The organism is Neorhizobium sp. LjRoot104, from assembly GCF_964253725.1.
Lineage (GTDB): Bacteria > Pseudomonadota > Alphaproteobacteria > Rhizobiales > Rhizobiaceae > Neorhizobium.
On sequence record NZ_CAXURS020000001.1, the window covers coordinates 2,209,267 to 2,231,343 of the forward strand.

Here is a 22,077-nt window from a genome sequence, read left to right on the forward strand (position 1 = left end):
TCAGGCCACCCATGCATCATGCGCATTGATCCCGAAACTATGCCTCAGCGGATTCCGCAGCGCACACCATGATCATCTCGACCTTGAGGTTGGGATTGGCAAGCCGCGCCTCGAAACAGGCCCGCGCGGGCGGGGCCATGCCCGAAACCCAGGCGTCCCAGACTTCGTTCATTTCGGCATAACCCTCCATGTCGGCAAGCATGATGGCGCAGAAGATCAGGCCCTGCTTGGCGCTGCCGATTTCGGCGAGGCGCGCTTCGGCCTTGGCCAGCAACTGCCGGGTCTGTTCGGCGGTGCTCAAATCACCGTCATAGGGTGACTGTGGCGTCACCGCGAAATAGCCGGTGCCCTGATGCACGACGGCCGAACTTCCGCGGCTGCCCACACCGAACCGCTGAATGATGGAAGAGAAGTCCTGGATCATGAAATGCCTATGCTGATTTTGAACGATGAACGAGACGGTGACGCGGAGGCAGCGATGCGGCCGCCGCGGTGATGTCTTTATAGATCTAGATTGTCGACCGGCCTATTCGCCGTTGCGGGTCGTCCCGAACAGCAACCAGGCGCAACGCTCCGTCTCGTCGATCCGGACTTCCAGCAGGCTCGACAGTGAGCTTTCGCGGCGAGATAGACGTCTTCTGGTTCGATCGTCAAGGTGTCCGACCTGCGTCCGGATCGTGCACTCGCCGGCTCGTTCCTGCGCGGCGATTGCTATTTCGCCATGCTTGCTGATAGTTCGGGACGGGAGCCGCTTCTGCAGGCCGCAACCGCAACGGCCCCTTCCTTTCGACGGAGATGATCATGACACGTCCCCCACGCCGGCCCGTCAATCCGCTAGACGCCGCAGAGGCTCTGTTTGCGCCGACCAGGAAGGCCGCTCCGGCTCCTGCCGTCGAGCGGCGCGCGCCGCCGAACGTCAAGGAGCTTGTGTCCCTGAAGTTGGACAGCGACGTGCTCGCCTATTTCCAGGAGGACGGCCCCGGCTGGCAGGATCGCATCAACGATGTGCTCCGTGAGGCGATGAACGACAAGGGGTGAATGACGGCAACCGCCACGGCATGCATGGCGTGCGCTGCCTGAAAAGGATATGATCCCCCCAAGGAGACGACCATGCCAGCTTTGCCAAACCTGAACATCGTGCCGTTCATCAGCGTCGAGAACATGATGGATCTCGTCCTGAACGTCGGCGTTGAGAACTTCCTCACGGAGCTTTCAGCCTATATCGAGGCGGATTTCCGCCGTTGGGAGGCCTTCGACAAGGTGGCGCGTATCGCCTCCCACTCTCAGGAAGGCGTGATCGAGCTGATGCCCGCCAGCGACGGCACGCTTTATGGCTTCAAATACGTCAACGGCCACCCCAAGAATACCCGCACCGGACGCCAGACCGTTACGGCCTTCGGGGTACTCTCCGATGTCGACAGCGGCTACCCGCTCCTGATTTCCGAAATGACCATCCTGACCGCACTGCGCACCGCGGCGACCTCGGCCGTGGCGGCCAAATATCTGGCGCCGGAAGGTGCCGATTGCATGGCGATCATCGGCAATGGCGCGCAGAGCGAGTTCCAGGCGATCGCCTTCAAGGCACTGGTCGGCATCAAGAAGCTGCGACTCTACGACATCGACCCGCATGCCACCGAACGATGTGCCAGAAATCTTTCCGGGATGGGCTTTGAAATCCTGCGATGCCACTCGCCTGAGGAGGCCGTCGAGGGTGCCCATGTGATCACCACCGCAACGGCGGACAAACAGAACGCCACCATCCTCACCGACAACATGGTCGGACCGGGTGTGCACATCAACGCGGTCGGAGGCGACTGCCCCGGCAAGACCGAGCTTCACAAGGCCATCCTGCTGCGCTCGGACATATTCGTCGAATATCCGCCGCAGACGCGTGTCGAAGGCGAGATCCAGCAGATGCCGGCGGATTACCCTGTCACCGAACTATGGCAGGTGATCTCCGGTCTTGCGACGGGCAGGACGAGCAGCGCTCAGGTGACGCTGTTCGACAGCGTCGGTTTTGCGACCGAGGATTTTTCGGCGCTTCGTTATATCCGCGACAAGCTCGCCGGCACCGGGCTTTACGAAAATCTCGACCTCCTCGCAGACCCTGACGAGCCGCGCGACCTGTTCGGCATGCTGCTCCGGCGCGAAGTCTCGCGGAAAGCAACGACGCGGAACTCGATTCCGAACGGATAACACAACCGCGACATGGGTGCTCCGGATTTCATGCCGTTCGCACCCAGCAGGCTTATTGGAGCATTCCCGCCTCGAGTGCGGCGGATAGGAACGTCTCACGCGCGGCTGCCGCGTCTATCTGCCTGCGCAGCGCGGCGGAGCAGACCTCGGTCGCCGCCCGATAGCGTTCGTTGCGCGCCGCCGGCCATTTGTTGGTGAGATAGATCAAGGCCTCCGCGGGAGTTCGAATAATCTCCGGAGATCGCCGCCCGACCGCCACGACCACCGGCTCCGGCCAGTTCGGATCGCTTTTCACCCGTTTTTTCATGCATTTCCTCCGCTTGCGGATCAAAGCTTGCGGATCGGAGTGTGACACGGCTTCCGCCGCCTATCTATTTGACCTGACTTACCCCATTGGGAGTAGAACATCGCCGCTTGTGATTACCGACAGGCGCCACGGCATCTTCCTTTTGCGCTAAGATGCTCTAGTTCCCTTTTCAAAATCCAACCGTTACGCAGTGAATGACCCGCCCTGAGGACCGCTCCAACAACCCGGATGAACATGCCCACAGCGAGCCTGCGCGCGTGACTGAGGTCGAGGCGGCACCGGAAGGCGCGCCGGAGACCGGCGAGCGTCGCGAAGAACGCTCCAGTGCGGACGAGCCGAAAGCGAGCGGCAGTTCCGCTCCGGCTTTTGGGCAAAGCGGACGGGCCGTCCGTGAATTGCTGGCCGCGCTCCGGCATGATCTCGGAACTTCGTGGCGATCGGGTTCCCTCCGGATGAGGAAAGCCGCTGCCACTCTTCGGGAGAGATATTCGGGGCCGAAAGGGCAAGTACCAAACCCGACATCCGCAGCGACGGCGAAGCACCTTTCAGCCTTCCGCGGGAAAGCCCTTTTGCGAATAACCGCCCTGACGCATTGGCTGCGCTTTTCACGGCAGGATGGCCCATCCAGGCGATGGTCGTGGATAACCGCGGCCGCACTCGCATCATTGACCTGCGTCCTTGTCCTGGCGGGCGTCCTGACATGGGCATTGAAGGACGTGCCATGGTGGGAGATTGCCGCTGGCACGCTGAAGCCGGTCATCGTGCTGGAAACGGCGGACGGAGCGCCGCTTGTCCGACAGGGCCCCTATCAAGGGCCGTATGCCGCCTACGGCAAGTTCCCGCAGTCCCTGATCGACGCCGTCCTGTCGATCGAGGACAGGCGGTTCATGGACCATTACGGTATCGATCCACAGGGTATCGGCCGTGCTCTGATCCGCAACTTTCAGGCGGGCACGGTCGCCCAGGGCGGCAGCACGATCACGCAGCAATTGATCAAGGTGCAATATCTGGAAAGCGACCGAACGCTGAAGCGTAAGATCCAGGAAGTGGTCATCGCATTCTGGCTCGAATGGAAGCTCGGCAAGCAGGAAATCCTCACCCGGTATCTGAACACCACCTATCTCGGCTCGGGGGCTACCGGAATGCCGGCCGCCGCGCGGGTCTATTTCAACAAGGACATCGGGGACCTCGACGTCTCGGAGTCTGCAATGCTCGCCGGCCTCCTGAAGGCGCCGAGCCAACTGAACCCCATCGCCAATTTCGAAGGCGCCCGTCAGCGAACGGCGACGGTGCTCGCCGCAATGGTCGCCAACGGCAAGCTGACGCCCGACGAAGCCGCGGCCGCGAAGGCGGAGTTCGGCAAACTTCGCCCCACAAGACCGACGCCGCGCTCGGGAAGCTGGTTCGCCGACTGGATATCGCCGCAGGCAAGCGAGATCGCCGGCACCTCGCCGGGATCGACGACGGTGCGCACGACGCTCGTGCCGCGCCTGCAGCGTATTGCCGAAAGGGTTGTTGCACAGGCTCTGGACGAAGACGGAAAGACGCTCGGAGCAAGCCAGGCGGCGCTTGTGGCAATGACACCCGAAGGCGCGGTCGTCGCCATGGTCGGTGGGCACGACTACAAGACCAGCCAGTTCAACCGCGCCGTCACGGCGATGCGGCAGCCCGGCTCCACCTTCAAACTGTTCGTTTATTACGCGGCCTTGAAAAAGGGACTGACCCTTTCCGACCGCGTCCTCGACGCTCCGATCGAGATTGACGGCTGGTCGCCCGAAAACTCGGGCGGCGGTTACCGTGGTTGGGTGACGTTGGCGGAAGCTTTCGCCCGTTCGTTGAATGCCGCAACCGTCGCCCTTGCGCAGGAAGTCGGGCTCGATAACGTCATTTCGGCCGCCAGGGAACTCGGCATCGACACGCCGCTCGCGCCGACGCCGTCCCTGGCGCTCGGCACTTCGGAGGTCAATCTGCTCGATCTCACCAGCGCCTATGCATCGGTTCGTCTGGGGAAGGCGCCGGTCGAGCCGTGGGGGATTATCGATTTTCAGGCAGCGGGCCAGTCCCAGGCCTTCAGGGTAGGCGAAAGGTCAGCGCCTTCCATCGATCTCTCACCCTATCAGTCCGACCTCCTCGGCCTGCTGCAGCTGGTCGTCGAACGCGGCACCGGCCGCGATGCGGATCCCGGCACCTTCGCCGCCGGCAAGACAGGCACCAGCCAGAACAATCGCGATGCCTGGTTTGTCGGCTTCACCGAGCCGCTGGTCGTCGGCGTCTGGGTCGGGAATGACGACGACACGCCGATGAAAGGCGTGACGGGCGGCTCGCTTCCGGCCCGGATCTGGCGGGACTTCATCCGGGCGGCGGCGGCCGAGCGTGCTCCTGACACCTATCTGGACAAGGGTCAGGCGGCAGGCGAGCCGGGGGCCGCGCCCTCCTGCAATATCACCGCCTGCTCCCGCAGCTACCGGTCTTTCCGGGCTTCCGACTGCACCTATCAACCTTTTCGGGGTGAGCGCAGGCTTTGTGAAAGGTGAACCCCGGCAACCGGATTGGGCAGCGGCAGCAGATCAGCCGGAGTAAACTTACAAAGCCGAATGAAACTACCACATTTAACAAAAAACGACCGCTGCGTGATTGCTCGCCGAATGAAGCTTTGCTAGAGCAACTCGCATTCCTTGAGCGGCGTCATCGCCGCCATCATGGTGGGGCGTCGCCAAGCGGTAAGGCAACGGTTTTTGGTACCGTCATCCCTGGTTCGAATCCAGGCGCCCCAGCCAATTTCTGATGGTTCATTCTAACATTCATTGGTACCGGAACCGGCAAATCGTAGCTGAGCAGTCCACCTGTCTACCGGAGCCAGGTAACGGATTCCGATCGCGATTGAACAACAGGCGATGATTTGCGGCTGTGCCCATTGCCCGCACCGTTCCCTGACATCCGGCCAGGTCCTGGGCTGGCGGCAAACGCCGTTGTTCTGGTGAGAGCAGCATAGCCGTGTGGGCAACCAAAGAACGCGGCATAGGCTCCAGCCTACCGCTTATTGACTATCCCATCGCCCATCTGATGAGCCGCATCCGAATTGCGCTCAGAATATCAGTGTGGCTTTATAGCTAAACAGCCGGAACTTCAGGATCATGAGGAATTTGTGCACTTCGAAGGTACGACCATTGAGGGTGTAATTCTTTTGGTGTCGAAGAAATTCGGCGATCCCCGAGGCTATTTCATGGAAACGTATCGGAAGAACCTCTTTGAGTCGGAAGTTGGTTCCTTCACGTTCGTTCAGGACAACAGGTCTTACTCGGCAGAGGCGGGGACTGTTCGCGGCCTCCACTTTCAAATCCACCCTCATGCACAAGGAAAGCTAGTGTCATGTTCCAGCGGCGCACTTCTGGATGTAGCGGTTGATATCCGGATCGGATCGCCGACCTACGGGAAGTTCGTCGCGGTGGAACTATCGGCCGAAAATGCTCTCCAGCTTTGGCTGCCGCCAGGTTTCGCACATGGGTTCTGCACGCTGACGGCAGATACGGTCATCACCTACAAAGTGACCGACTATTACAGCGCCGAACACGAACGCGGCCTGCTTTGGAGCGATCCGGCGCTTGGGATCGAATGGCCCGTCGCTGCGGACAAGGCAATCCTGTCGGAGAAGGATCGGGGGCAGCCTGCGCTCTCGGAGCTTCAATCCAACTTCAGTTATGCCGTCAACGATGAACTTGGCAGAAGCAGTCGGATCCGGTGACGAGAACTTTTTGGGGGTAATCGAACGCATGCGCGTGCTTGTAACGGGTGGGGCAGGTTTCATCGGGTCGGCGGTCATCCGACACCTCGTGCTCGAAAAGGGATACGAAGTCCTGAACGTCGACAAACTGACCTATGCCGGCACGTTGAGCTCGCTGAAGTCGGTTGAGGGCAAGCCGTCCTACCGGTTCCTCAAGATCGATATATGCGATGCCGCGGCGATAGCTTCCGCAATGTCGATATTCAGACCGGACCGGGTGATGCATCTGGCTGCCGAAAGCCATGTCGACCGCTCCATCCTCGGTGCGCGGCAATTCGTTGAAACCAATATACTCGGCTCTTTCACCATGCTCGAATGCGCGCGCGCATATTGGCAGGATCTTCCTCCCCGAGACCGTAGCCGCTTTCGCTTCCTGCATGTCTCGACCGACGAGGTCTACGGCTCCCTGGGAGCGAAGGGACTATTCACGGAAGCAACGCCCTACGATCCAAGCTCGCCCTATTCGGCGTCGAAGGCGGCATCGGACCATCTCGCAAAGGCATGGGCACGCACCTACGGCATGCCGGTCGTCGTCTCCAACTGCTCGAACAACTACGGCCCCTACCACTTCCCGGAAAAGCTCATTCCGCTGACTATCCTGAACGCGCTGGAAGGCAAACCCCTGCCGGTTTATGGAAACGGGGCCAACATCCGCGACTGGCTTTATGTGGAGGATCACGCCCGGGCGCTGGATCTTGTCGCCGAGCGAGGCAGGGTCGGCGAAACCTACAATGTCGGAGGCCGCAACGAGCGCAGCAATATCGATGTCGTCAAGCGGATCTGCAAGATCCTCGACGATCTGCACGCGATCGGGCGCCCCCACGAAAACCTGATCCAGTTCGTGGCCGACCGGCCAGGGCATGATGTGCGTTATGCGATCGACGCGACCAAGCTCGAAACGGAACTCGGCTGGAGGGCGGAGGAGAGCTTCGAGACGGGGATCGAAAAGACGGTACGCTGGTATCTGGACAATGAATGGTGGTGGGCGCCGCTCCGGCAAGGATATGACGGCCGCCGCCTCGGGCTCCTCAAGGCCGGGGCCGGATGATGCGCGAACCGAGGCGATACGTGGTAACCGGGCTCAGAGGACAGGTCGTTCAATCCCTCATCGAGAATGCGATCGGGCAAAGCGAGGTCGAGATTATTCCGCTTGGCCGTCCCGAACTCGATCTGGCAAAGCCGGAGACCATCGCAGCGACGGTCGAGGCCGCCAGACCCGACCTGATCGTCTCCGCGGCCGCCTTCACAGCTGTCGATCAGGCCGAAATCGACAGGGCCACGGCTTTCGCCGTCAACGCTGCAGGTCCGGCGGAACTGGCGCGCGTAGCGAACACGCTTCGGGTCCCAATCGTTCATCTGTCCACGGACTATGTCTTCGACGGCAGCAAGCCCTCCTCCTATGTCGAATCCGATCCGGTCGCACCGCTTGGCGTCTATGGCCGCGACAAGCTGGTGGGCGAGCGAAACGTCGCCGCAGCAACCGAAAATCATGCAATCCTTCGCACCGCCTGGGTCTACAGCCCCTTCGGCCGAAACTTCCTGCGCACGATGCTGAAGGTCGCCGAGGCTCGGGAAGAGGTGCAGGTCGTCGACGATCAGATCGGCAACCCGACTTCGGCAATCGATATTGCCGAAGTCATCATGGTGGTCGGGCAAAACCTTTTGGCTTCGAACGATCCAGCCTTGCGCGGTGTCTTTCATATGGCCGGAACGGGCGCGGCGAGCTGGGCGGATTTCGCAGAAGAGATCTTCAGAATTTCGGCAGCGAACGGCGGGCCTTCGGCAAGGGTCGTCCGCATTCCAACCAGCGCCTATCCGACGCCGGCTCGGCGACCGGCCAATTCGCAACTGGACTGTTCGAAACTGTACAGGCGCCACGGCGTCGTGATGCCCGACTGGCGGGGCTCGTCGGGGCACGTCGTCAGGCGTGTTCTGCAGCCGGTCGACCTTGAAAACAGACAATACGGGAGGTGAGTTGATGAAAGGGATTATTCTCGCCGGCGGCAGCGGCACGCGGCTACACCCGATGACCCAGGTGCTGTCGAAGCAGCTGATGCCGATCTATGACAAGCCGATGATCTACTATCCGCTGTCGACGCTGATGCTCGCAGGGATTCGCGACATCCTGGTCATATCGACGCCAAAGGATATGCCGCATTTCCAGCAGCTGTTGGGCGACGGCTCCAAATGGGGCCTCTCGTTGTCCTATGCGGAACAGCCCTCTCCTGACGGTCTGGCGCAGGCCTATATCATCGGGGCCGACTTCATCGGCTCCAGCTCGTCCTGCCTGGTCCTGGGCGACAACATCTTTTTCGGCCATGGCATTACCGACCTCTTCAAAAGCGCCATGTCGCGGGAAAGCGGCGCCACCGTTTTTGCCTACCATGTCAACGACCCGCAGCGTTACGGCGTGGTCGAGTTCGACGAGCAGATGAGGGCGGCTTCGATCGAGGAGAAGCCGGAACATCCTCGTTCCAGCTGGGCCGTCACAGGCCTCTATTTCTATGACAAGGACGTCATCGACATTGCGGCCAACCTGAGGCCGTCCGCCAGGGGTGAACTGGAGATCACCGACGTCAACCGGGCCTATCTCGATCGGGGTACGCTCCATGTCGAAATGATGGGACGCGGTTATGCCTGGCTCGACACAGGCACGCCCGATAGTCTCCTTGAAGCATCCGAATTCGTGTCGACGCTTGAACGCCGACAAGGCGTCAAGATTTCCTGCCCCGAGGAAATCGCCTATCGCCAGAACTTTATCGACGCCCGCCAGCTCGAATGTCTCGCCAGGCAATATGGGAAGAGTGCCTATGGACGATACCTGACCGGGCTTCTGGAGGTTCCGATTGCCTCGCAGGTCCATAAGCCGCTCAGCCTGGTCGGGTAGGTTGAAGCGTTCTCGAGCCGCTCAGCTTTTCGCCGGGATCCCGAGGCGCACGACGTTTGTTGATTTTTCCATCGACATTTTCGCTGCCTCCAGCGAGGCAGCCAGGTCTTCGATCTTGAACGGCTTCGCCACAACCGGGCGCCCGACCTCCGTGCCGGCTTCAAGCTTGTCGCTGTAGCCGGTCATCAGAACAACCGGCAGCCGCGAATTCTTTCGACGTATTTCCTCGGCAAGCTCGATGCCGGACATCCCCGGCATCATGATGTCGCTGATCACCGCCTCGATTTCGGGGTGACGCTCCAGGACCTCGATTGCCTCGCTGCCACCTGTCGCCACGAAGATCGTGGAAACCAGCCCTTCCAGCGCCAGGCGCACCGATTCCAGTGATGATGGGGTATCATCGACGATCAAAAGCCTGCCCGGAAGGTTCACCGCCGGTTTTACCGGCTCGCGCGCGACGCGCTGTGCGTTTGACCGGGGAAGGAGCAGCGTGAAGGCGCTGCCATGGCCGACCACGCTCGCCACCTTCACCGCACCGCCGCTGCCCTTGGCGAAGCTGTGAACCTGGGTCAGCCCCAGGCCCGGACCGCCGTTCTTCTTTGTAGAGAAAAACGGCTCGAACACCCGCCCGAGATGCTCGGACGTAACGCCTGTTCCGGTGTCCGTGATCGTCAAGGCAACAAATTGTCCTTGAAGCGTCGGATCTTCCGCGGCGGCGTCGAGGACATTCCTGGCCGAAATCGTCACTTGACCACCGCTGCCCATTGCCTCGCGCGCGTTGGTAAGGAAATTGATCAGCGCGTTTTCCAGGCCCGCGGGATCGACATGAACGGGCCAGATATCGTCCGGAACGTTGATGTCCATGACGATCGTGTCATCGATGGCCTGTCGCAGCAGCGGTCTCAATTCGGCGAGCTTGATGTCCAGCTCCACATGCCCTGCCCCCTGATTGGAGCGCCTCGAAAACGACAATAGCCGTTGCGTGATCGCCTTTCCCCTCGTCACTCCTTCGCTCATGTGCGAAAGGAGCTGCGTCACCCGCTGCTCGTCATTGCGCCTCCGCTTGATGCCCTCGACGCCCGATTGAAACACCATGAGGAGGTTGTTGAAATCATGCGCTGCCTGGCCAGTCAGCTTTCCAAGCGCATCCATGCGCTGCCAGTTGGCCATGCTTTCGCGTTCGCGGTTCCTGGCGCGAACCTCCCGGTGGAACAGAAATGCAGCCGAACCCGAGAGCAGCAGCGTAAAGCAGCTGGCTGCGGCGAGCAGCAATGTCGCCTTGCGCGCCAGTCTATCGTATTCAGCAACCGGCAGGCCTACCCTCACCCGCCACGGCGTTTCCCCAAGCGCGACTTCTGCCACCCGCACCTCCAGCCCATTTTTGAGCGTGGCCAGACCAAAATCCGTTCCGGAAAAACTTGCGAACTCGCTTGCCGCATTGCCGGCGAGAGCAGGAGCGCCGGTTGAAGCGACAAGGCGATCCTGGCCGTCGACGATCCAGGCCGCCCAGGTTTCCGGGAGCCCGTTGGCGTAGAGGAGGTTTGTGACGATCGTCGGGCGGATGACAACCGACAGGACGGCTCGCAGCTTGTCGTTCCTCTCGATCGGAACCCTCACGGCAAAGGCGGCCTGCCCCCGAGGCCCGAGGGAAACATTGCCGATCACAGCGGCGCCGGTGCGAACCACGGTCCGGTGGCTCTCCATGTCCACGACCTGTTTCTCAGCCGAACCGTCCAGGACCGGCGAGGACAGCACGATCTCGCCTTTCTCATCCGATATCCGGATCTGCTCCCATTCGGGCACTCTCTCACGCAGGCGCCGAGCAGTTTCGGCGAAGGCCGAACGGGGTATCGGCGGATCGAGCCGGGGCGAATCCGCAACCACGGACAGAAGCTGAACCTGGCTCTTGAGCTCGCGTTGAAGCGTCGCAGCCATGGTGACCGCCTTGCTGCGCACGTCGGCGTCGAGCGCGTTCTGCTGCTCCTGGATGAAGAACCTGCCCATCACGGCGGCGAGAATGATGAGCGGGATCAGCGACGCCGTGACGAGGAGCAGCGCTGGCCGGGTTTGATTCAACTGACACCCCGATATCTGTTGTTCACGCTCCATCAAATAAGCCAGAGTCGGAAAGTTGCAACGCCAACTTGGGCAGGAGGGCCGCAGCTGCGGCGAATAGCTGGGGAGATCGCGCCGATCTGCGTCATGCACACGGCGATATCGACCGCTACCCGCCCATCCGCTGGGCGGAAGGACGTCTCTCTTTGGGCTGCCGACTCACCGATCCGGCAGCGGCGCGTTCAAGGTTCGCGCCAACAGCGCCACGCCACCTGCCAAATAGACCGCGGCGCCCACCAGAAGCATGACCACTCCACCCGCCTGCTGGTCCACCGCGGAGGACAGGGTCACGCCGAGGCAACTGACTTCGCCATCACCGTAGAGCGTACGCGGCGAAAGCGCCAAAAGCGCGCCGAGGAGCGTCATGTGCATGGAGGTAAAGAGCAGACCGAACGTGCCGACAAGCCGCCGCTCCTCCCGGCCCGTCGCCGCACCGCCGAGGCAGGAAAGCCAGAGAGCGAGACCTGCGCCGAGAAAGATGAGCTGCTCCAGCATCGCAACGGGGGGCGAGGTTTCCGATAGCGACCGGAGGGCGGGAACATGCCAGCTCCACACGGCGAACAGTTCGATCAGCGAGGCTGTGAGCGGCGTAAGCCAAGGCAGCGTGGACGGAAAATCGAGGCGCGTTCCGGAAAGACCGATTGCAATCAACGGCGCCGCACCCGCCACGACGCCCATATGGGCAATCATGTGCACGGTGAAGGACGCCCTGTCGGCAAGCGTGAGCACGGTCCACAGGACCAACAGCAGCGCAAGCCCGGTGATCAGTGCCGGCCTCTTCATGGCTGGCACCCCGCGATGAAGATCATCGGAATGGCCATGTAGAGGACCGCGACGAAGCTCAGGCCTGACAGCAGCAGCGTCGCGAATCCCTGGAACAATGTCCGCGCGTTGCGGGTCGCGTCGTCGTGCGGCGGATCGTCGGAGCCGAAACCCCATTGCCGCCACGCAAGCCAGGCCGACAGCACGATCATCGCCAGCGCCAGCGCCGTCACCACGCCGAGCCCGATCCGCACCGTATCGAACGATATCTCCGAGGCGAGGCCCTTGGCGCAGAAGACCGCCACCGTCGCGTAACAGACGATGAAATGCACCGCCCAGACCGTCGGGGCGGTGAACAGGGTCCAGAGGGTTTCCACCTCGCGCGGAATGAAGCTCTTCATGTGCTCACCAGTGGAAACAGGCCGATGACCGCGAAGGTGACGACGGCGGTGAAGACCATGAAGTGCCAGTAAAGCGTGACGTTGCGGATATCCTGGTCGTATTCCGAAGTCATCCGGCCGGCCATGCTGCGCGCGAGACAATAGGCATGCATGATCGCGCCGACCATGCCGTGCGTCACCGTCCAGATAACGACAATCCAGACGATGGCCGGATAGACATGGGAGGTCGGGTCCATGCCGTAGAGATACGGCCCGGCAAGGCCCGCAAACGAGGCCGCGATCGAAATGGCGAAGGCCGCCGCGAGTGCCGCGCGCGCACCCGCTGGCCCATTCTCGTTGAGTTCGCGCGCCAGAAGCGTCAGCGTCCACGCGACGACGTAGAGCACCAGTGCTGCCATCGGCCACAGGACGCCCGGCCCGTTGGCGATCGTGGTGAAGTCGCCATGGATCGTCCAGTAGAAGAAATAGCCGAAGATCAGGCTGGCGAACGCCGTGCCGTCGCCGACCATGGTGATGAACATCGCCCACCATCCGACCGAGGCCGGGCCGGAGACATAGACCGGCAGCTTCTCGCCTAGCCCGACATCGGTCTCCGGTGCCTCCGGGATCGGCGCAGTTCCGTTCCAGAGCCAGTGGATGATGGCCATGAAGGTAACGACCGCGAAGACGATCGTGGTGATCCACAACTTGAAGGTCAGCGCGATGAACACGCCACCGAGCGCGATCGCTGCGATGATCGTCACGTACGATACGCCCCCCACGCGCAGGCACTGGATCGGTTTCGCATCCAGAACCGAGGTCACCAGCGTCTCGCGCTTCCCCGATTTGGCATCCGGCAGATAGAAGCGCCCGGCCTCGATATCCGCCTGCAGGTTCGGCTGATCCCAGAGCGGATAGCGGCTGGTGATGATCGGCACCGAGCGCATGCCCCAGCTTTCCGACGGATCGTTTGTCCATTCGAGCGTGCCGGAATTCCAGGGGTTGAGATGGCGCCCTTCAGGTTTCTGTTTCGGACGAAAAATGTCGATGACGAAGGTCGCGACCCCGGCCGCGAAGACGAAAGCACCGATGGTCGAGATGAGGTTGAACCAATCCCAGCCGATATCTTCCGGATAGGTGAAGACACGCCGAGGCATTCCGCGCAGGCCGGAGAAATGCATGGGGAAGAAGGCGAGGTTGAAACCGGCAAACATCAGCCAGAAAGCGGTCTTGCCCCAGGCATCGCTGAGCTTCTTTCCGGTCACGAACGGAAAATAGTAATAGATGCCGGCGACGACCGGAAACAGCATGCCGCCGATCAGCACGTAGTGAAGGTGAGCGACGACGAAATAGGTATCGTGTGCCTGCCAGTCGAACGGGACGAGCGCCACCATCACGCCCGTCAGCCCGCCGATCACGAAGATGATCAGCCCGCCTGCCCCGAACAGCATCGGCACCGAAAAGATCACCCGGCCTGCAAGCATGGTGGCGATGAATACGAAGATCTGCACCCCCGTCGGGATGGCGACCGCCTCCGACGCAGCCGAGAAGAAGGCGAGCGAGATCTGCGGCAGGCCAGTCGCGAACATGTGGTGCACCCAGAGCCCGAAGCTGAGGAACCCCGTGCCGACGGCGGCGAGCACGATCCACGAATAACCGACGATCGGCCGCTGCGAGAAGGTCGGCACGATCATCGCCATCAGCGCGATGGCGGGCAGGAAGATGATGTAGACTTCCGGATGGCCGAAGATCCAGAACAGGTGCTGCCATAAAAGCGGATCGCCGCCGCGCGTCGCATCGAAGAACGGCCAGTCGAACATCCGCTCCATCTCGAACAGGATGTCACCGGCGATCAGCGGCGGAAAGGCGAACAGGATCATGCCGGCGACGATCAAGAGGTACCAGGCGAACATCGGCATCAGGTTGATGCGCATGCCCGGTGCCCGGCACTTCATGATGCCGACGATGATCTCGACGGCGGCGGCGATCGACGCCACCTCGATGAAGGACAGGCCGAGCAGCCAGATATCCGCGCCGATCCCCGCATATTCGTCGTCGGTCGCAAGCGGCGGATACATGAACCAGCCCGCGTTCGGCGCGGCGTTGAAGAAGATCGACCCGCAAACGAAGACGCCGCCGATGAGGAAGCTCCAGAAGCCGAAGGCGGACAGCCGCGGGAAAGGCAGCTCCCGGGCGCCCAGCATCGACGGCAGCAGGAAGATCGCGACGGCTTCGAAGATCGGTACAGCGAACAGGAACATCATCACCGTGCCATGCAGCGTGAAGGCCTGGTTGAAGAGTTCCGCGGAGATGAAGTCGTTCTGCGGCACCGCCAGTTGCAGGCGCATCAAGAGCCCCAGCAGGCCGGCGAACAGCATGAAGGCAAAGGCGGTGACGCCATACCACAGCCCGATCTCGCTATTGTTGACCGATGTCCAGTAACGGATGCCTTTCGGCGTCTCCCATACCTTGCGGAGCCGTTCCTCCTGCGCCGCCCGCTCCTCCGGCGAAAAATTACCGAGCTCCATCGTCATCTGAGCCCTTTCAGGTAGGCAGCTATCCGGTCGATCTCAGCCTCTTCCAGCATGGAGAAATGTGGCATGCGTGCCTCCGGCTTGACCTTGCCTGGATCGCGTATGAAGCGGGCGACATGCTCCTGCACATTGGCAAGCGCGCCCGCTCCGACAGAACCCCGCTCGCCGAAGGCGGTCAGATCGGGACCGATCGTCCCTCTCGCCTCCGTGCCCGAAATGGCATGGCAGGCGGCGCAGCCGTGGCGCAGGAAGAGCGCCAATCCCTCGGCATCCTGCCCGCCGGACGCGTTGCGGCGCGCAACCACCCATGCCTCGTATGCCTCCGCCTCCATGGCATGCACGGTAAAGGCCATCAGCGCGTGACTTGCACCGCAGAATTCGGCGCAGACGCCCCGATAGATGCCGGGCTTTTCCGCCTGCAGCGTCAGGCGGTTCTCGCGACCGGGTATCATGTCCATCTTGCCGCCGAGGACGGGTATCCAGAAGGAATGGATGACGTCGGGGGATTTCAGCAAAAAGACGACGCGCTCTCCGGTTGGTACCCGCACCTCATTGGCCGTTTCAAAGACGACCGCGCCGGCGTCGTCGAGATAGCGCACCCGCCACCAGAACTGCTCGCCCGTGACCTCGACGCGCCGTATACCCACATCCTCGCTGAACCAGGGCCGGACGTTGGGCATCAGCCACACGGCATAGGAAAGCAGGGCTGCGAGGATCACCGTCGGGAAAACAGCCCCTCCCCAGAGGATCAGCCGCCCCGCCCCCTTTTCCGAGTAGTGTCTGCGCTTGCGCGCCGCGTGGAAAAGCAGTCCGACGACACCCGCCCAGATAATCGCGCCGCCAACCAGCATGACGAAAAAGAGGCTCGCGACATCGCGCGCCTCGCGGCCGGCCGGATCAAGTGCCGACTGGACACCGGAACACGACGCCAGGAGCGGAAAGAGAAGGAAGAACGTGATTACCCGGACTGCCGGCCGATAGCTGCCAGAACCCCCGTCACGCCCGATGTCTCGTCCTGATCGGATTGGCCGGCCAGCGCCGGTCAAGCGGTCATCATCCATTCGGCAAGCACCCATCGCGCCATCGGCTGTCAGCCAGACATTGGGCCGCAACGCACGACCGATGGCTTTGTTCCGAGCAAAAAGAAACGGATCCAACCGCAATCCCCGGCCCCCGGCGCAGGGCGGGGAATCATCGACTCGGGGCCTCCGAAATAGACGCGCGAGCACCCAGCTGGACTGTCATGGCAACGCCCAGAAATGCCAGGGCCGCAACCGTCCCGATCGCCACAGTCGACCAGATCGATGGTACCACGCCGATCCCCGCCAGCGAGATCGACATCGCGAGCGGAGCGACGGCCGACATCATCTGCTTGGCCGACGTTACCCAGCCCATGCGGCTGCCGTATCCAGCCTTCCCGAACAGCTCCAGCGGCAACGTTCCGCTCACGATGCTTGTCAATCCGGAACCAAGTCCGAAGCAGACAGCGAACAGGATAGCACCAGGGACGGACGGCGTCGTCCACATGAGGATCGTCAGGCCGAACGGGATCAGCGTTGTGGCGATCACCGCCAGCCACCTCTGCGGCAGCTCGCGGCCGAAGATCAGGTTGATCAGGCGGCTGGCGACCTGCGAAGGACCGAACAGCGAGGCGACGACGAGGCCCGCGGTTCCCATGCCCAGCGCCTGGGTCAGCGGGACCATGTGAACGAGGATGGCGGACAATGCATATCCTTCTATGGCAAAGCCGAAGAGCATCAGGAAGAACAGCAGGCTCCTGTTTGCTACCGCCCGGACGGGTGCCGCCGCCGTAGGATTGGCCTTGGACGCCGACACGGCACTGGTGGTCAGACGGGCCAGGGCGAGGTGGACGGGAAAGCAGACGGCCAGGTTCATCGCCGCGAAGACCAGGTAGACTTCCCGCCATGACAGGAAGCCGTGCATCCACGAGGTCAGCGGCCAGAACATCGACGACGCGAACCCGGCCATCAGTGTCAGGTGAACGATCGAGGTCTGGGCCTTCTTCCCTCCCGCCTGCACGATGGCGGTAAAGGCCGTCGCGTAGAGCACCGCGGCGGAAACAACCTCCGTCAACGCGAGGGAAACGGCAAAGGTCAGCGGCCCCGACGACACGGACATCATCACCAGGCAGGAGGCGGCCAGCAGCGACCCTATGGCCATCAGGCGTCCCGCGCCGATCCGGTCGGCAAGGGTACCCGAAAACGGAGCGGCGAGGCTGCCGAACAGGAGTGCGATCGAAAACGCGCCGAACACCCACTGTTCCGACCGCCCGATGTCGCGAGCGATCTCCGGAACCAGAATGCTGAAGGCATAATAAAGCGTGCCGTAGCCGATGTTCTGCGAAGCTCCCAGACCCATCAGGGCCCAGAGGGGCAACTTCTGTTCGCTGGACATTATGCGCGCTCGATCTCGACCTTTGTCTGGCCGCAACCGCAGCCAGCCTTGCCTTCAGATTTAGCTTCGGCGTCAGCGGCGCAGCATGCATCTACCCTAGCAGGGGCCGGACCTTCACAACACCCTGACGATGCCGAAATCGGTGGAGTAGCGACGCAGACGCCTGTCTCGGGAAGCACGAGTTCGACACGTCGCGCCGCCGCATGATCACCAGCCAGTTCCGCGACGACAGATCGCACCTGCTCATAGCCCGTCCTCATCAGGAAGGTCGGCGCCCGACCGTAAGACTTCGATCCCACGATGTAGAAGTCCTTCTCCGGATGCGACAGTTCATCGACCCCATGCGGGGGGACGGTGCCGCAGGAATGACGGTTGGGGTCGATAAGAGGAGCCAGTGCCGGCGGCGCCTCGACAGCCGGATCGACGCTCAGCCGCAACTCCCTCAGGAACGAGAAATCCGGACGGAACCCGGTGGCGACGACGACCTGATCCAGCTCAAGTTCGATCCCCTCCCCATCGGCGGCTGCGGTCACCACGACCTTGTCATCTCTCCTCGCGATCCCGCTTGCCGAGAAGGACGTGAGCATCCTGAGCTTTCCCTCGTCCATGGCCTTCTTCGCAGCAAGGCCGAGAGCGCCCCGTTCCGGAAGCTGGTCGTTCAAACCACCGCCCAGCAGCCTGGCGACGCCGTGATTGCGAAGCGCCCAGTGGATTTCGGTAAACGGATCGGCCTGCTGAAGCTCCAGCAACGCAAGGGCGACGTTGATTGCCGAATGGCCGCTTCCCACCACCAGCGTACGCTTGCCCACGAAGTCCGAGCGCCTCTTCCCGAAAACGTCCGGGATGCCGTAGGAAACCCGCCCGCCTGCGCTCTCGCCGAGGACCGGAATGCCGTTTACGCCCATTGGGTTCGGTTGCGTCCATGTGCCGGAGGCATCGATCACCGCCCGCGCGATGATCTCATGTTCGCCGTCCTTGTCCTGATATCGGATTGCGAACGGCGCGTCGAAGCGCTCCCGGGAAGAAACCTTGTCCAGCCCCCGGCGGGCAATGGCCGTGACGGTCGCGCCGAGTTTTATCGCCTGCCCGATGGCCGGAACGCGCGACAGAGGCAACAGGTAATCATCGACGATCTCGCGCCCGGTCGGCAGGTAGTCGGGCGAAGGAGCAGCCCAGCCGTTGCTCTCGAGCAGCCGCCGCGCGGCGTCATCGATATTGTATTTCCATGGCGAGAACACCCTGACATGCCCCCATTCCGCCAGCGCCGTCCCGACAGAAACTCCCCGCTCAAGAACGATCGGCACCATGCCGGCTTCAAGCAGCCTCGCCGCCGCCGCCAGCCCGACCGGACCTGCACCGATCACCGCAACGGGAAAGGCGTCATTCGACTTCATTTTGATCTCCATCGGTATTTCCGGAAATTTCGAAATTAGAATGTAAAAAAATGCGGTCAGGCGACGATCCTGGTCGCCGGCCCGTCGCATCCCTGGTCGGCGCAGCATTCATCGGCGAGATAGCCGATGAGTGCATTCATGTGCTTGTAGTTCGCGGTACAGATGAGCGTCGTCGCCTGCCGGTCCTGAACGACCAGCCCCGTATCGACCAGACGCTTCAGATGGTGCGAAAGCGTCGATCCCGGGATATCCAGCTTTTCCTGAAGCCGGCCGACGGGAAGCCCCTCCTCGCCGGCGCGAACCAGAACACGGTAAATCTTGAGGCGGGTGACGTTGCCAAGGGCTTCGAGCTGCGAGGCTGCTTTTTCGATGATCATGGAAATAAGATAGCGGTGAAAGCTGGAGTGGTCAAGGCTATTTCCACAATCATCGAAATATGTCAGATTGATTTGAGCTTGACCCTGTCTTGAAGTTTTTCGGCATCTTCCTTCCGCTCGCTGTAGCGGTCGGTGAGGTAGTCGGACGCATCCCTCGTCAACAGGGTGAACTTGACCAGTTCCTCACAGACATCCACGACACGGTCGTAGTAGGAGGACGGCTTCATCCGTCCATCGGCGTCGAACTCCTGGTAGGCCTTGGCGACGCTGCTCTGGTTCGGAATGGTGATCATCCGCATCCATCGTCCCAGGATGCGCATCTGATTCACGGCGTTGAAGGACTGGCTCCCGCCAGAGACTTCCATCACCGCGAGCGCCTTTCCCTGCGTCGGCCGGATCGAACCGAGAGCCAGGGGAATCCAGTCGATCTGCGCCTTCATGATCCCGGTCATCGCGCCGTGGCGCTCCGGACTGACCCAGACCTGGCCCTCCGACCACTGCGATAGCTCCCGCAGTTCCTGGACCTTGGGGTGGCTGACAGGTGCTTCGTCCGGAAGCGGCAGGCCTCCCGGGTCGTATACCCGGACCTCGCATCCGAAATGCTCCAGAAGACGCCGCGCCTCATGAGCGAGAAATCGGCTGTAGGACACCTCGCGCAAGGAGCCGTAGAGGATCAGGATGCGCGGTTTATGCTGCGAGAATGCAGGACGCAGCGCATCACGATCGGGCATGCGGAAATGGTCGGGCGATGCGGCAGGAAAAGTTTCAGGCAATACGCTTTCCTTCATCGTCGAGAACGCGTTCGCCGTCTTCCTTTGTGAACGGCCCCTTGAACGCGTCCGCAGGCAGGACATCCAGCACCAGCTCGGACGGCCGCGACAGGCGCGTACCCATCGGGGTGACGACGAACGGGCGGTTGATCAGGATCGGGTCCTTCAGCATCGCGTCGAGAAGCTCCTCGTCGGTCAGCTCCGGATTGTCGAGGCCAAGCTCCGCATAGGGCGTGCCCTTTTCGCGGATCGCCTGGCGTACGGTCAGCCCGGCATCGGCAATCATCCTGACGAGTTGCGCGCGGGTCGGCGGGGTTTTCAGATATTCGATCACCGTTGGCTCAATGCCTGCATGCTGGATCAGCTCCAGCGTGTTTCGGGAGGTCCCGCAGGCGGGATTGTGATAAATGGTGACGTCCATGATCAATCGGCTCCTTGAGCGGTAATAGGGCGAACTTTGCCGCCTCGTTCGGAAAACAGCCATCCGGCCAAAGCGGCGGCGACGAGCGCCCCGAGGATTTGGACAGCGATGAAGCCCGGCAGGTCGGCTGGGCGAATGCCGGAGAAGGTGTCGGTGATGCTCCGTGCAATGGCGACCGCTGGATTGGCGAAGGATGTCGATGCGGTGAACCAGTAGGCCGCCGTGATATAGAGGCCCACCAGCAGAGGGATCGCATCGACCCTGAAGCGCAAGCCGCCGAGAATGGTGAGCAGCAGGCCGAAAGTCGCAACCGACTCCGCGATCCACTGAGCCGACCCCGTACGGATCGTTCCGGACGTCTGGAGCAGCGAAAGGCCGAACATCGCATGAGCGACCATCGTTCCGGACACGCCGCCCGCTATCTGCGCCAGGATGTAAGGCATGACCGCGGAGACCCTGAATTCCCCGCGCACGGCGAAAACCATTGTCACCGCGGGATTGAAGTGCGCTCCCGAGATCGGGCCGAGGATCGTGATCAGCACGAACAGGATTGCTCCGGTCGGGATCGTATTGCCCAGGAGGGAGATGGCCGTGTCGTCGGTCAGGCGATCCGCCATGATGCCCGAACCGACAACGGTTGCAACGAGGACCGCGGTGCCGAGGGCCTCCGCGACCAGACGGCGTCCAAGATCGACTGCCACGCTCATTCGGCCTTCTGGGAGTTGCGACCAATCTCGTCCAGTCGTTTCTGCAGCGCCAGCTTGTCGAGGCTTGTCATCGGCAGGCTGGTGAAGATGGAGAGGCGGTTGTTGAGCATCCTGTAGGTGTCGTCGAAAGCGAAGTGCTTTTCGGCTTCGGTCCCTTCGGCGGCGGCGGGATCGGGAACGCCCCAGTGGGCGGTCATCGGCTGTCCCGGCCAAACCGGGCACGCCTCGTTGGCGGCGTTGTCACAGACGGTAAACACGAAATCCATCTGCGGCGCGCCTGGAGCCGCGAACTCCTCCCAGTTCTTCGAGCGGGCGAAGCTGGTGTCGTAGTTCAGGGTCTTCAAGAGCTGCAGCGTGTAAGGGTGGACCTCGCCTTTCGGCTGGGAGCCGGCCGAATAGGCCTTGAACCTGCCCTGGCCGAGCCTGTTCAGGATGGCCTCCGCGATAATGGAGCGGGCGGAGTTCCCGGTGCAGAGGAAAAGCACGTTGTAGGTGCGATCAGGCATGACGTTTGTCCCTGGTGACGTGGTTTCGATTGGTTTGTTCTGTTTTCCGCTTCAGATGTTCCGGACCGGCCGCCAAGGACGATGGCACCGGCGACGTCGAGCCGTCATGCCGTCACCGCAGCGGGAGCGCAGCAGGCGGCAACCTCTACGGCGGGAGCACAAATTTCCGGATGGCCCGCGCAGCAGTCCTGCATCAGAAAGCGCACCAGGTCGCCGAGGACCTCGATATTCGCCCTGTAGATGATCGAACGGGATTCACGCTGCTGGAGAACCAGGCCCGAGTGTTCGAGCTCCTTGAGATGAAACGAGATATTGGACGGCGACACCCCTGCCCGCTCGGCAATCAGACCTGCGGCCATGCCTTCGGGTCCGGCGACGACCAGCATCCGGACGATGTGCAGCCGCGTCTCTTGCGAGAGGGCACCAAAGGCTCCGAGGGCCTGCTGCTGATTCAACATTCATATAATCCTTGAAATATTGAATCGACAGATACCCTGGTAAGGCGACATTTGCAAGAGGCTCAGG

At 61.9% G+C, this 22,077-nt stretch carries 22 protein-coding genes and 1 tRNA gene; 8 read left to right on the plus strand and 15 right to left on the minus strand.

The features are described from left to right. Positions 1 to 37: 37 nt before the first annotated feature. Positions 38 to 424: a RidA family protein gene (locus ACSQ8R_RS11040; protein WP_436253388.1), complete on the minus strand. Its 387-nt coding sequence runs from the start codon at positions 422 to 424 to the stop codon at positions 38 to 40. Positions 425 to 801: 377 nt separating this feature from the next. Between ACSQ8R_RS11040 and ACSQ8R_RS11045 the strand changes: the two genes are divergently transcribed. Together ACSQ8R_RS11045 and ACSQ8R_RS11050 are read left to right on the plus strand one after the other, a co-directional pair. Next, positions 802 to 1,038: a BrnA antitoxin family protein gene (locus tag ACSQ8R_RS11045; protein ID WP_436253389.1), complete on the plus strand. Its 237-nt coding sequence runs from the start codon at positions 802 to 804 to the stop codon at positions 1,036 to 1,038. A gap of 72 nt (positions 1,039 to 1,110) precedes the next feature. After that, positions 1,111 to 2,196 (plus strand): ornithine cyclodeaminase, encoded by a 1,086-nt coding sequence (locus ACSQ8R_RS11050; RefSeq protein ID WP_436253390.1) that lies wholly within the window; start codon positions 1,111 to 1,113, stop codon positions 2,194 to 2,196. A gap of 52 nt (positions 2,197 to 2,248) precedes the next feature. Here the strand turns inward: ACSQ8R_RS11050 and ACSQ8R_RS11055 are convergent, their stop codons facing one another. Continuing rightward, entirely contained in the window at positions 2,249 to 2,503 is a 255-nt protein-coding gene (locus ACSQ8R_RS11055; protein WP_052753938.1) for a DUF982 domain-containing protein, read from the minus strand. 194 nt (positions 2,504 to 2,697) lie between these two features. On the opposite strand from ACSQ8R_RS11055, the gene ACSQ8R_RS11060 reads away from it, so the two are divergent. From ACSQ8R_RS11060 to rfbA, 6 genes are all read left to right on the plus strand, one after another. Then, positions 2,698 to 5,037 carry a PBP1A family penicillin-binding protein gene (locus ACSQ8R_RS11060; protein WP_436253391.1) on the plus strand — a complete coding sequence of 780 codons (2,340 nt, stop codon included), beginning with the start codon at positions 2,698 to 2,700 and terminating at the stop codon, positions 5,035 to 5,037. 169 nt (positions 5,038 to 5,206) lie between these two features. Beyond that, positions 5,207 to 5,280: transfer RNA gene (locus ACSQ8R_RS11065), tRNA-Gln, on the plus strand. A 368-nt stretch (positions 5,281 to 5,648) separates the two neighbouring features. After that, positions 5,649 to 6,245 (plus strand): dTDP-4-dehydrorhamnose 3,5-epimerase, encoded by a 597-nt coding sequence (rfbC, locus tag ACSQ8R_RS11070; protein ID WP_436255444.1) that lies wholly within the window; start codon positions 5,649 to 5,651, stop codon positions 6,243 to 6,245. A gap of 28 nt (positions 6,246 to 6,273) precedes the next feature. Next, positions 6,274 to 7,332 (plus strand): dTDP-glucose 4,6-dehydratase, encoded by a 1,059-nt coding sequence (rfbB, locus tag ACSQ8R_RS11075; RefSeq protein WP_436253392.1) that lies wholly within the window; start codon positions 6,274 to 6,276, stop codon positions 7,330 to 7,332. Then, a complete protein-coding gene (rfbD, locus tag ACSQ8R_RS11080; RefSeq protein WP_436253393.1) occupies positions 7,329 to 8,258 on the plus strand; it encodes a dTDP-4-dehydrorhamnose reductase in 930 nt (309 codons plus the stop codon). Before rfbB ends, rfbD begins: the two co-directional genes overlap by 4 nt. Positions 8,259 to 8,262: 4 nt before the next feature. Then, a complete protein-coding gene (rfbA, locus tag ACSQ8R_RS11085; protein WP_436253394.1) occupies positions 8,263 to 9,171 on the plus strand; it encodes a glucose-1-phosphate thymidylyltransferase RfbA in 909 nt (302 codons plus the stop codon). Between the two features lie 21 nt (positions 9,172 to 9,192). Here rfbA and ACSQ8R_RS11090 read toward each other — a convergent pair whose 3' ends face one another. From ACSQ8R_RS11090 to ACSQ8R_RS11150, 13 genes are all read right to left on the minus strand, one after another. Then, positions 9,193 to 11,247, minus strand: coding sequence for a response regulator (locus tag ACSQ8R_RS11090; protein ID WP_436253395.1), 2,055 nt, complete (start codon positions 11,245 to 11,247; stop codon positions 9,193 to 9,195). Positions 11,248 to 11,445: 198 nt separating this feature from the next. Beyond that, positions 11,446 to 12,069: a cytochrome c oxidase assembly protein gene (locus tag ACSQ8R_RS11095; RefSeq protein WP_436253396.1), complete on the minus strand. Its 624-nt coding sequence runs from the start codon at positions 12,067 to 12,069 to the stop codon at positions 11,446 to 11,448. Then, the gene (locus tag ACSQ8R_RS11100) at positions 12,066 to 12,449 is read right to left on the minus strand and encodes a hypothetical protein (RefSeq protein ID WP_436253397.1); all 384 of its coding nucleotides are present in this window, start codon (positions 12,447 to 12,449) and stop codon (positions 12,066 to 12,068) included. The genes ACSQ8R_RS11095 and ACSQ8R_RS11100 overlap by 4 nt, the downstream gene beginning before the upstream one ends. Beyond that, the gene (gene ctaD / locus ACSQ8R_RS11105; RefSeq protein WP_436253398.1) at positions 12,446 to 14,962 is read right to left on the minus strand and encodes a cytochrome c oxidase subunit I; all 2,517 of its coding nucleotides are present in this window, start codon (positions 14,960 to 14,962) and stop codon (positions 12,446 to 12,448) included. The genes ACSQ8R_RS11100 and ctaD overlap by 4 nt, the downstream gene beginning before the upstream one ends. Then, positions 14,959 to 16,023, minus strand: coding sequence for a cytochrome c oxidase subunit II (coxB, locus tag ACSQ8R_RS11110; protein WP_436253399.1), 1,065 nt, complete (start codon positions 16,021 to 16,023; stop codon positions 14,959 to 14,961). The genes ctaD and coxB overlap by 4 nt, the downstream gene beginning before the upstream one ends. A gap of 130 nt (positions 16,024 to 16,153) precedes the next feature. After that, the gene (arsK, locus tag ACSQ8R_RS11115) at positions 16,154 to 17,377 is read right to left on the minus strand and encodes an arsenite efflux MFS transporter ArsK (protein WP_436253400.1); all 1,224 of its coding nucleotides are present in this window, start codon (positions 17,375 to 17,377) and stop codon (positions 16,154 to 16,156) included. After that, positions 17,377 to 18,771, minus strand: a complete 1,395-nt coding sequence (locus ACSQ8R_RS11120) for an NAD(P)-binding domain-containing protein (RefSeq protein ID WP_436253401.1) — start codon at positions 18,769 to 18,771, stop codon at positions 17,377 to 17,379. The genes arsK and ACSQ8R_RS11120 overlap by 1 nt, the downstream gene beginning before the upstream one ends. 56 nt (positions 18,772 to 18,827) lie before the next feature. Further along, positions 18,828 to 19,148: an ArsR/SmtB family transcription factor gene (locus tag ACSQ8R_RS11125; protein ID WP_436253402.1), complete on the minus strand. Its 321-nt coding sequence runs from the start codon at positions 19,146 to 19,148 to the stop codon at positions 18,828 to 18,830. Between the two features lie 62 nt (positions 19,149 to 19,210). Next, a complete protein-coding gene (gene arsH, locus ACSQ8R_RS11130; RefSeq protein WP_436253403.1) occupies positions 19,211 to 19,936 on the minus strand; it encodes an arsenical resistance protein ArsH in 726 nt (241 codons plus the stop codon). Then, on the minus strand, positions 19,914 to 20,339 hold the full coding sequence (gene arsC, locus ACSQ8R_RS11135; protein ID WP_436253404.1) for an arsenate reductase (glutaredoxin): 426 nt from the start codon (positions 20,337 to 20,339) through the stop codon (positions 19,914 to 19,916). Before arsC ends, arsH begins: the two co-directional genes overlap by 23 nt. 2 nt (positions 20,340 to 20,341) lie before the next feature. Continuing rightward, positions 20,342 to 21,046 carry an aquaporin gene (locus ACSQ8R_RS11140; RefSeq protein ID WP_436253405.1) on the minus strand — a complete coding sequence of 235 codons (705 nt, stop codon included), beginning with the start codon at positions 21,044 to 21,046 and terminating at the stop codon, positions 20,342 to 20,344. Next, entirely contained in the window at positions 21,043 to 21,552 is a 510-nt protein-coding gene (locus tag ACSQ8R_RS11145; RefSeq protein ID WP_436253406.1) for an arsenate reductase ArsC, read from the minus strand. The genes ACSQ8R_RS11140 and ACSQ8R_RS11145 overlap by 4 nt, the downstream gene beginning before the upstream one ends. A 104-nt stretch (positions 21,553 to 21,656) precedes the next feature. Then, positions 21,657 to 22,007, minus strand: coding sequence for an ArsR/SmtB family transcription factor (locus ACSQ8R_RS11150; RefSeq protein ID WP_436255445.1), 351 nt, complete (start codon positions 22,005 to 22,007; stop codon positions 21,657 to 21,659). Between the last annotated feature and the right edge of the window lie 70 nt (positions 22,008 to 22,077).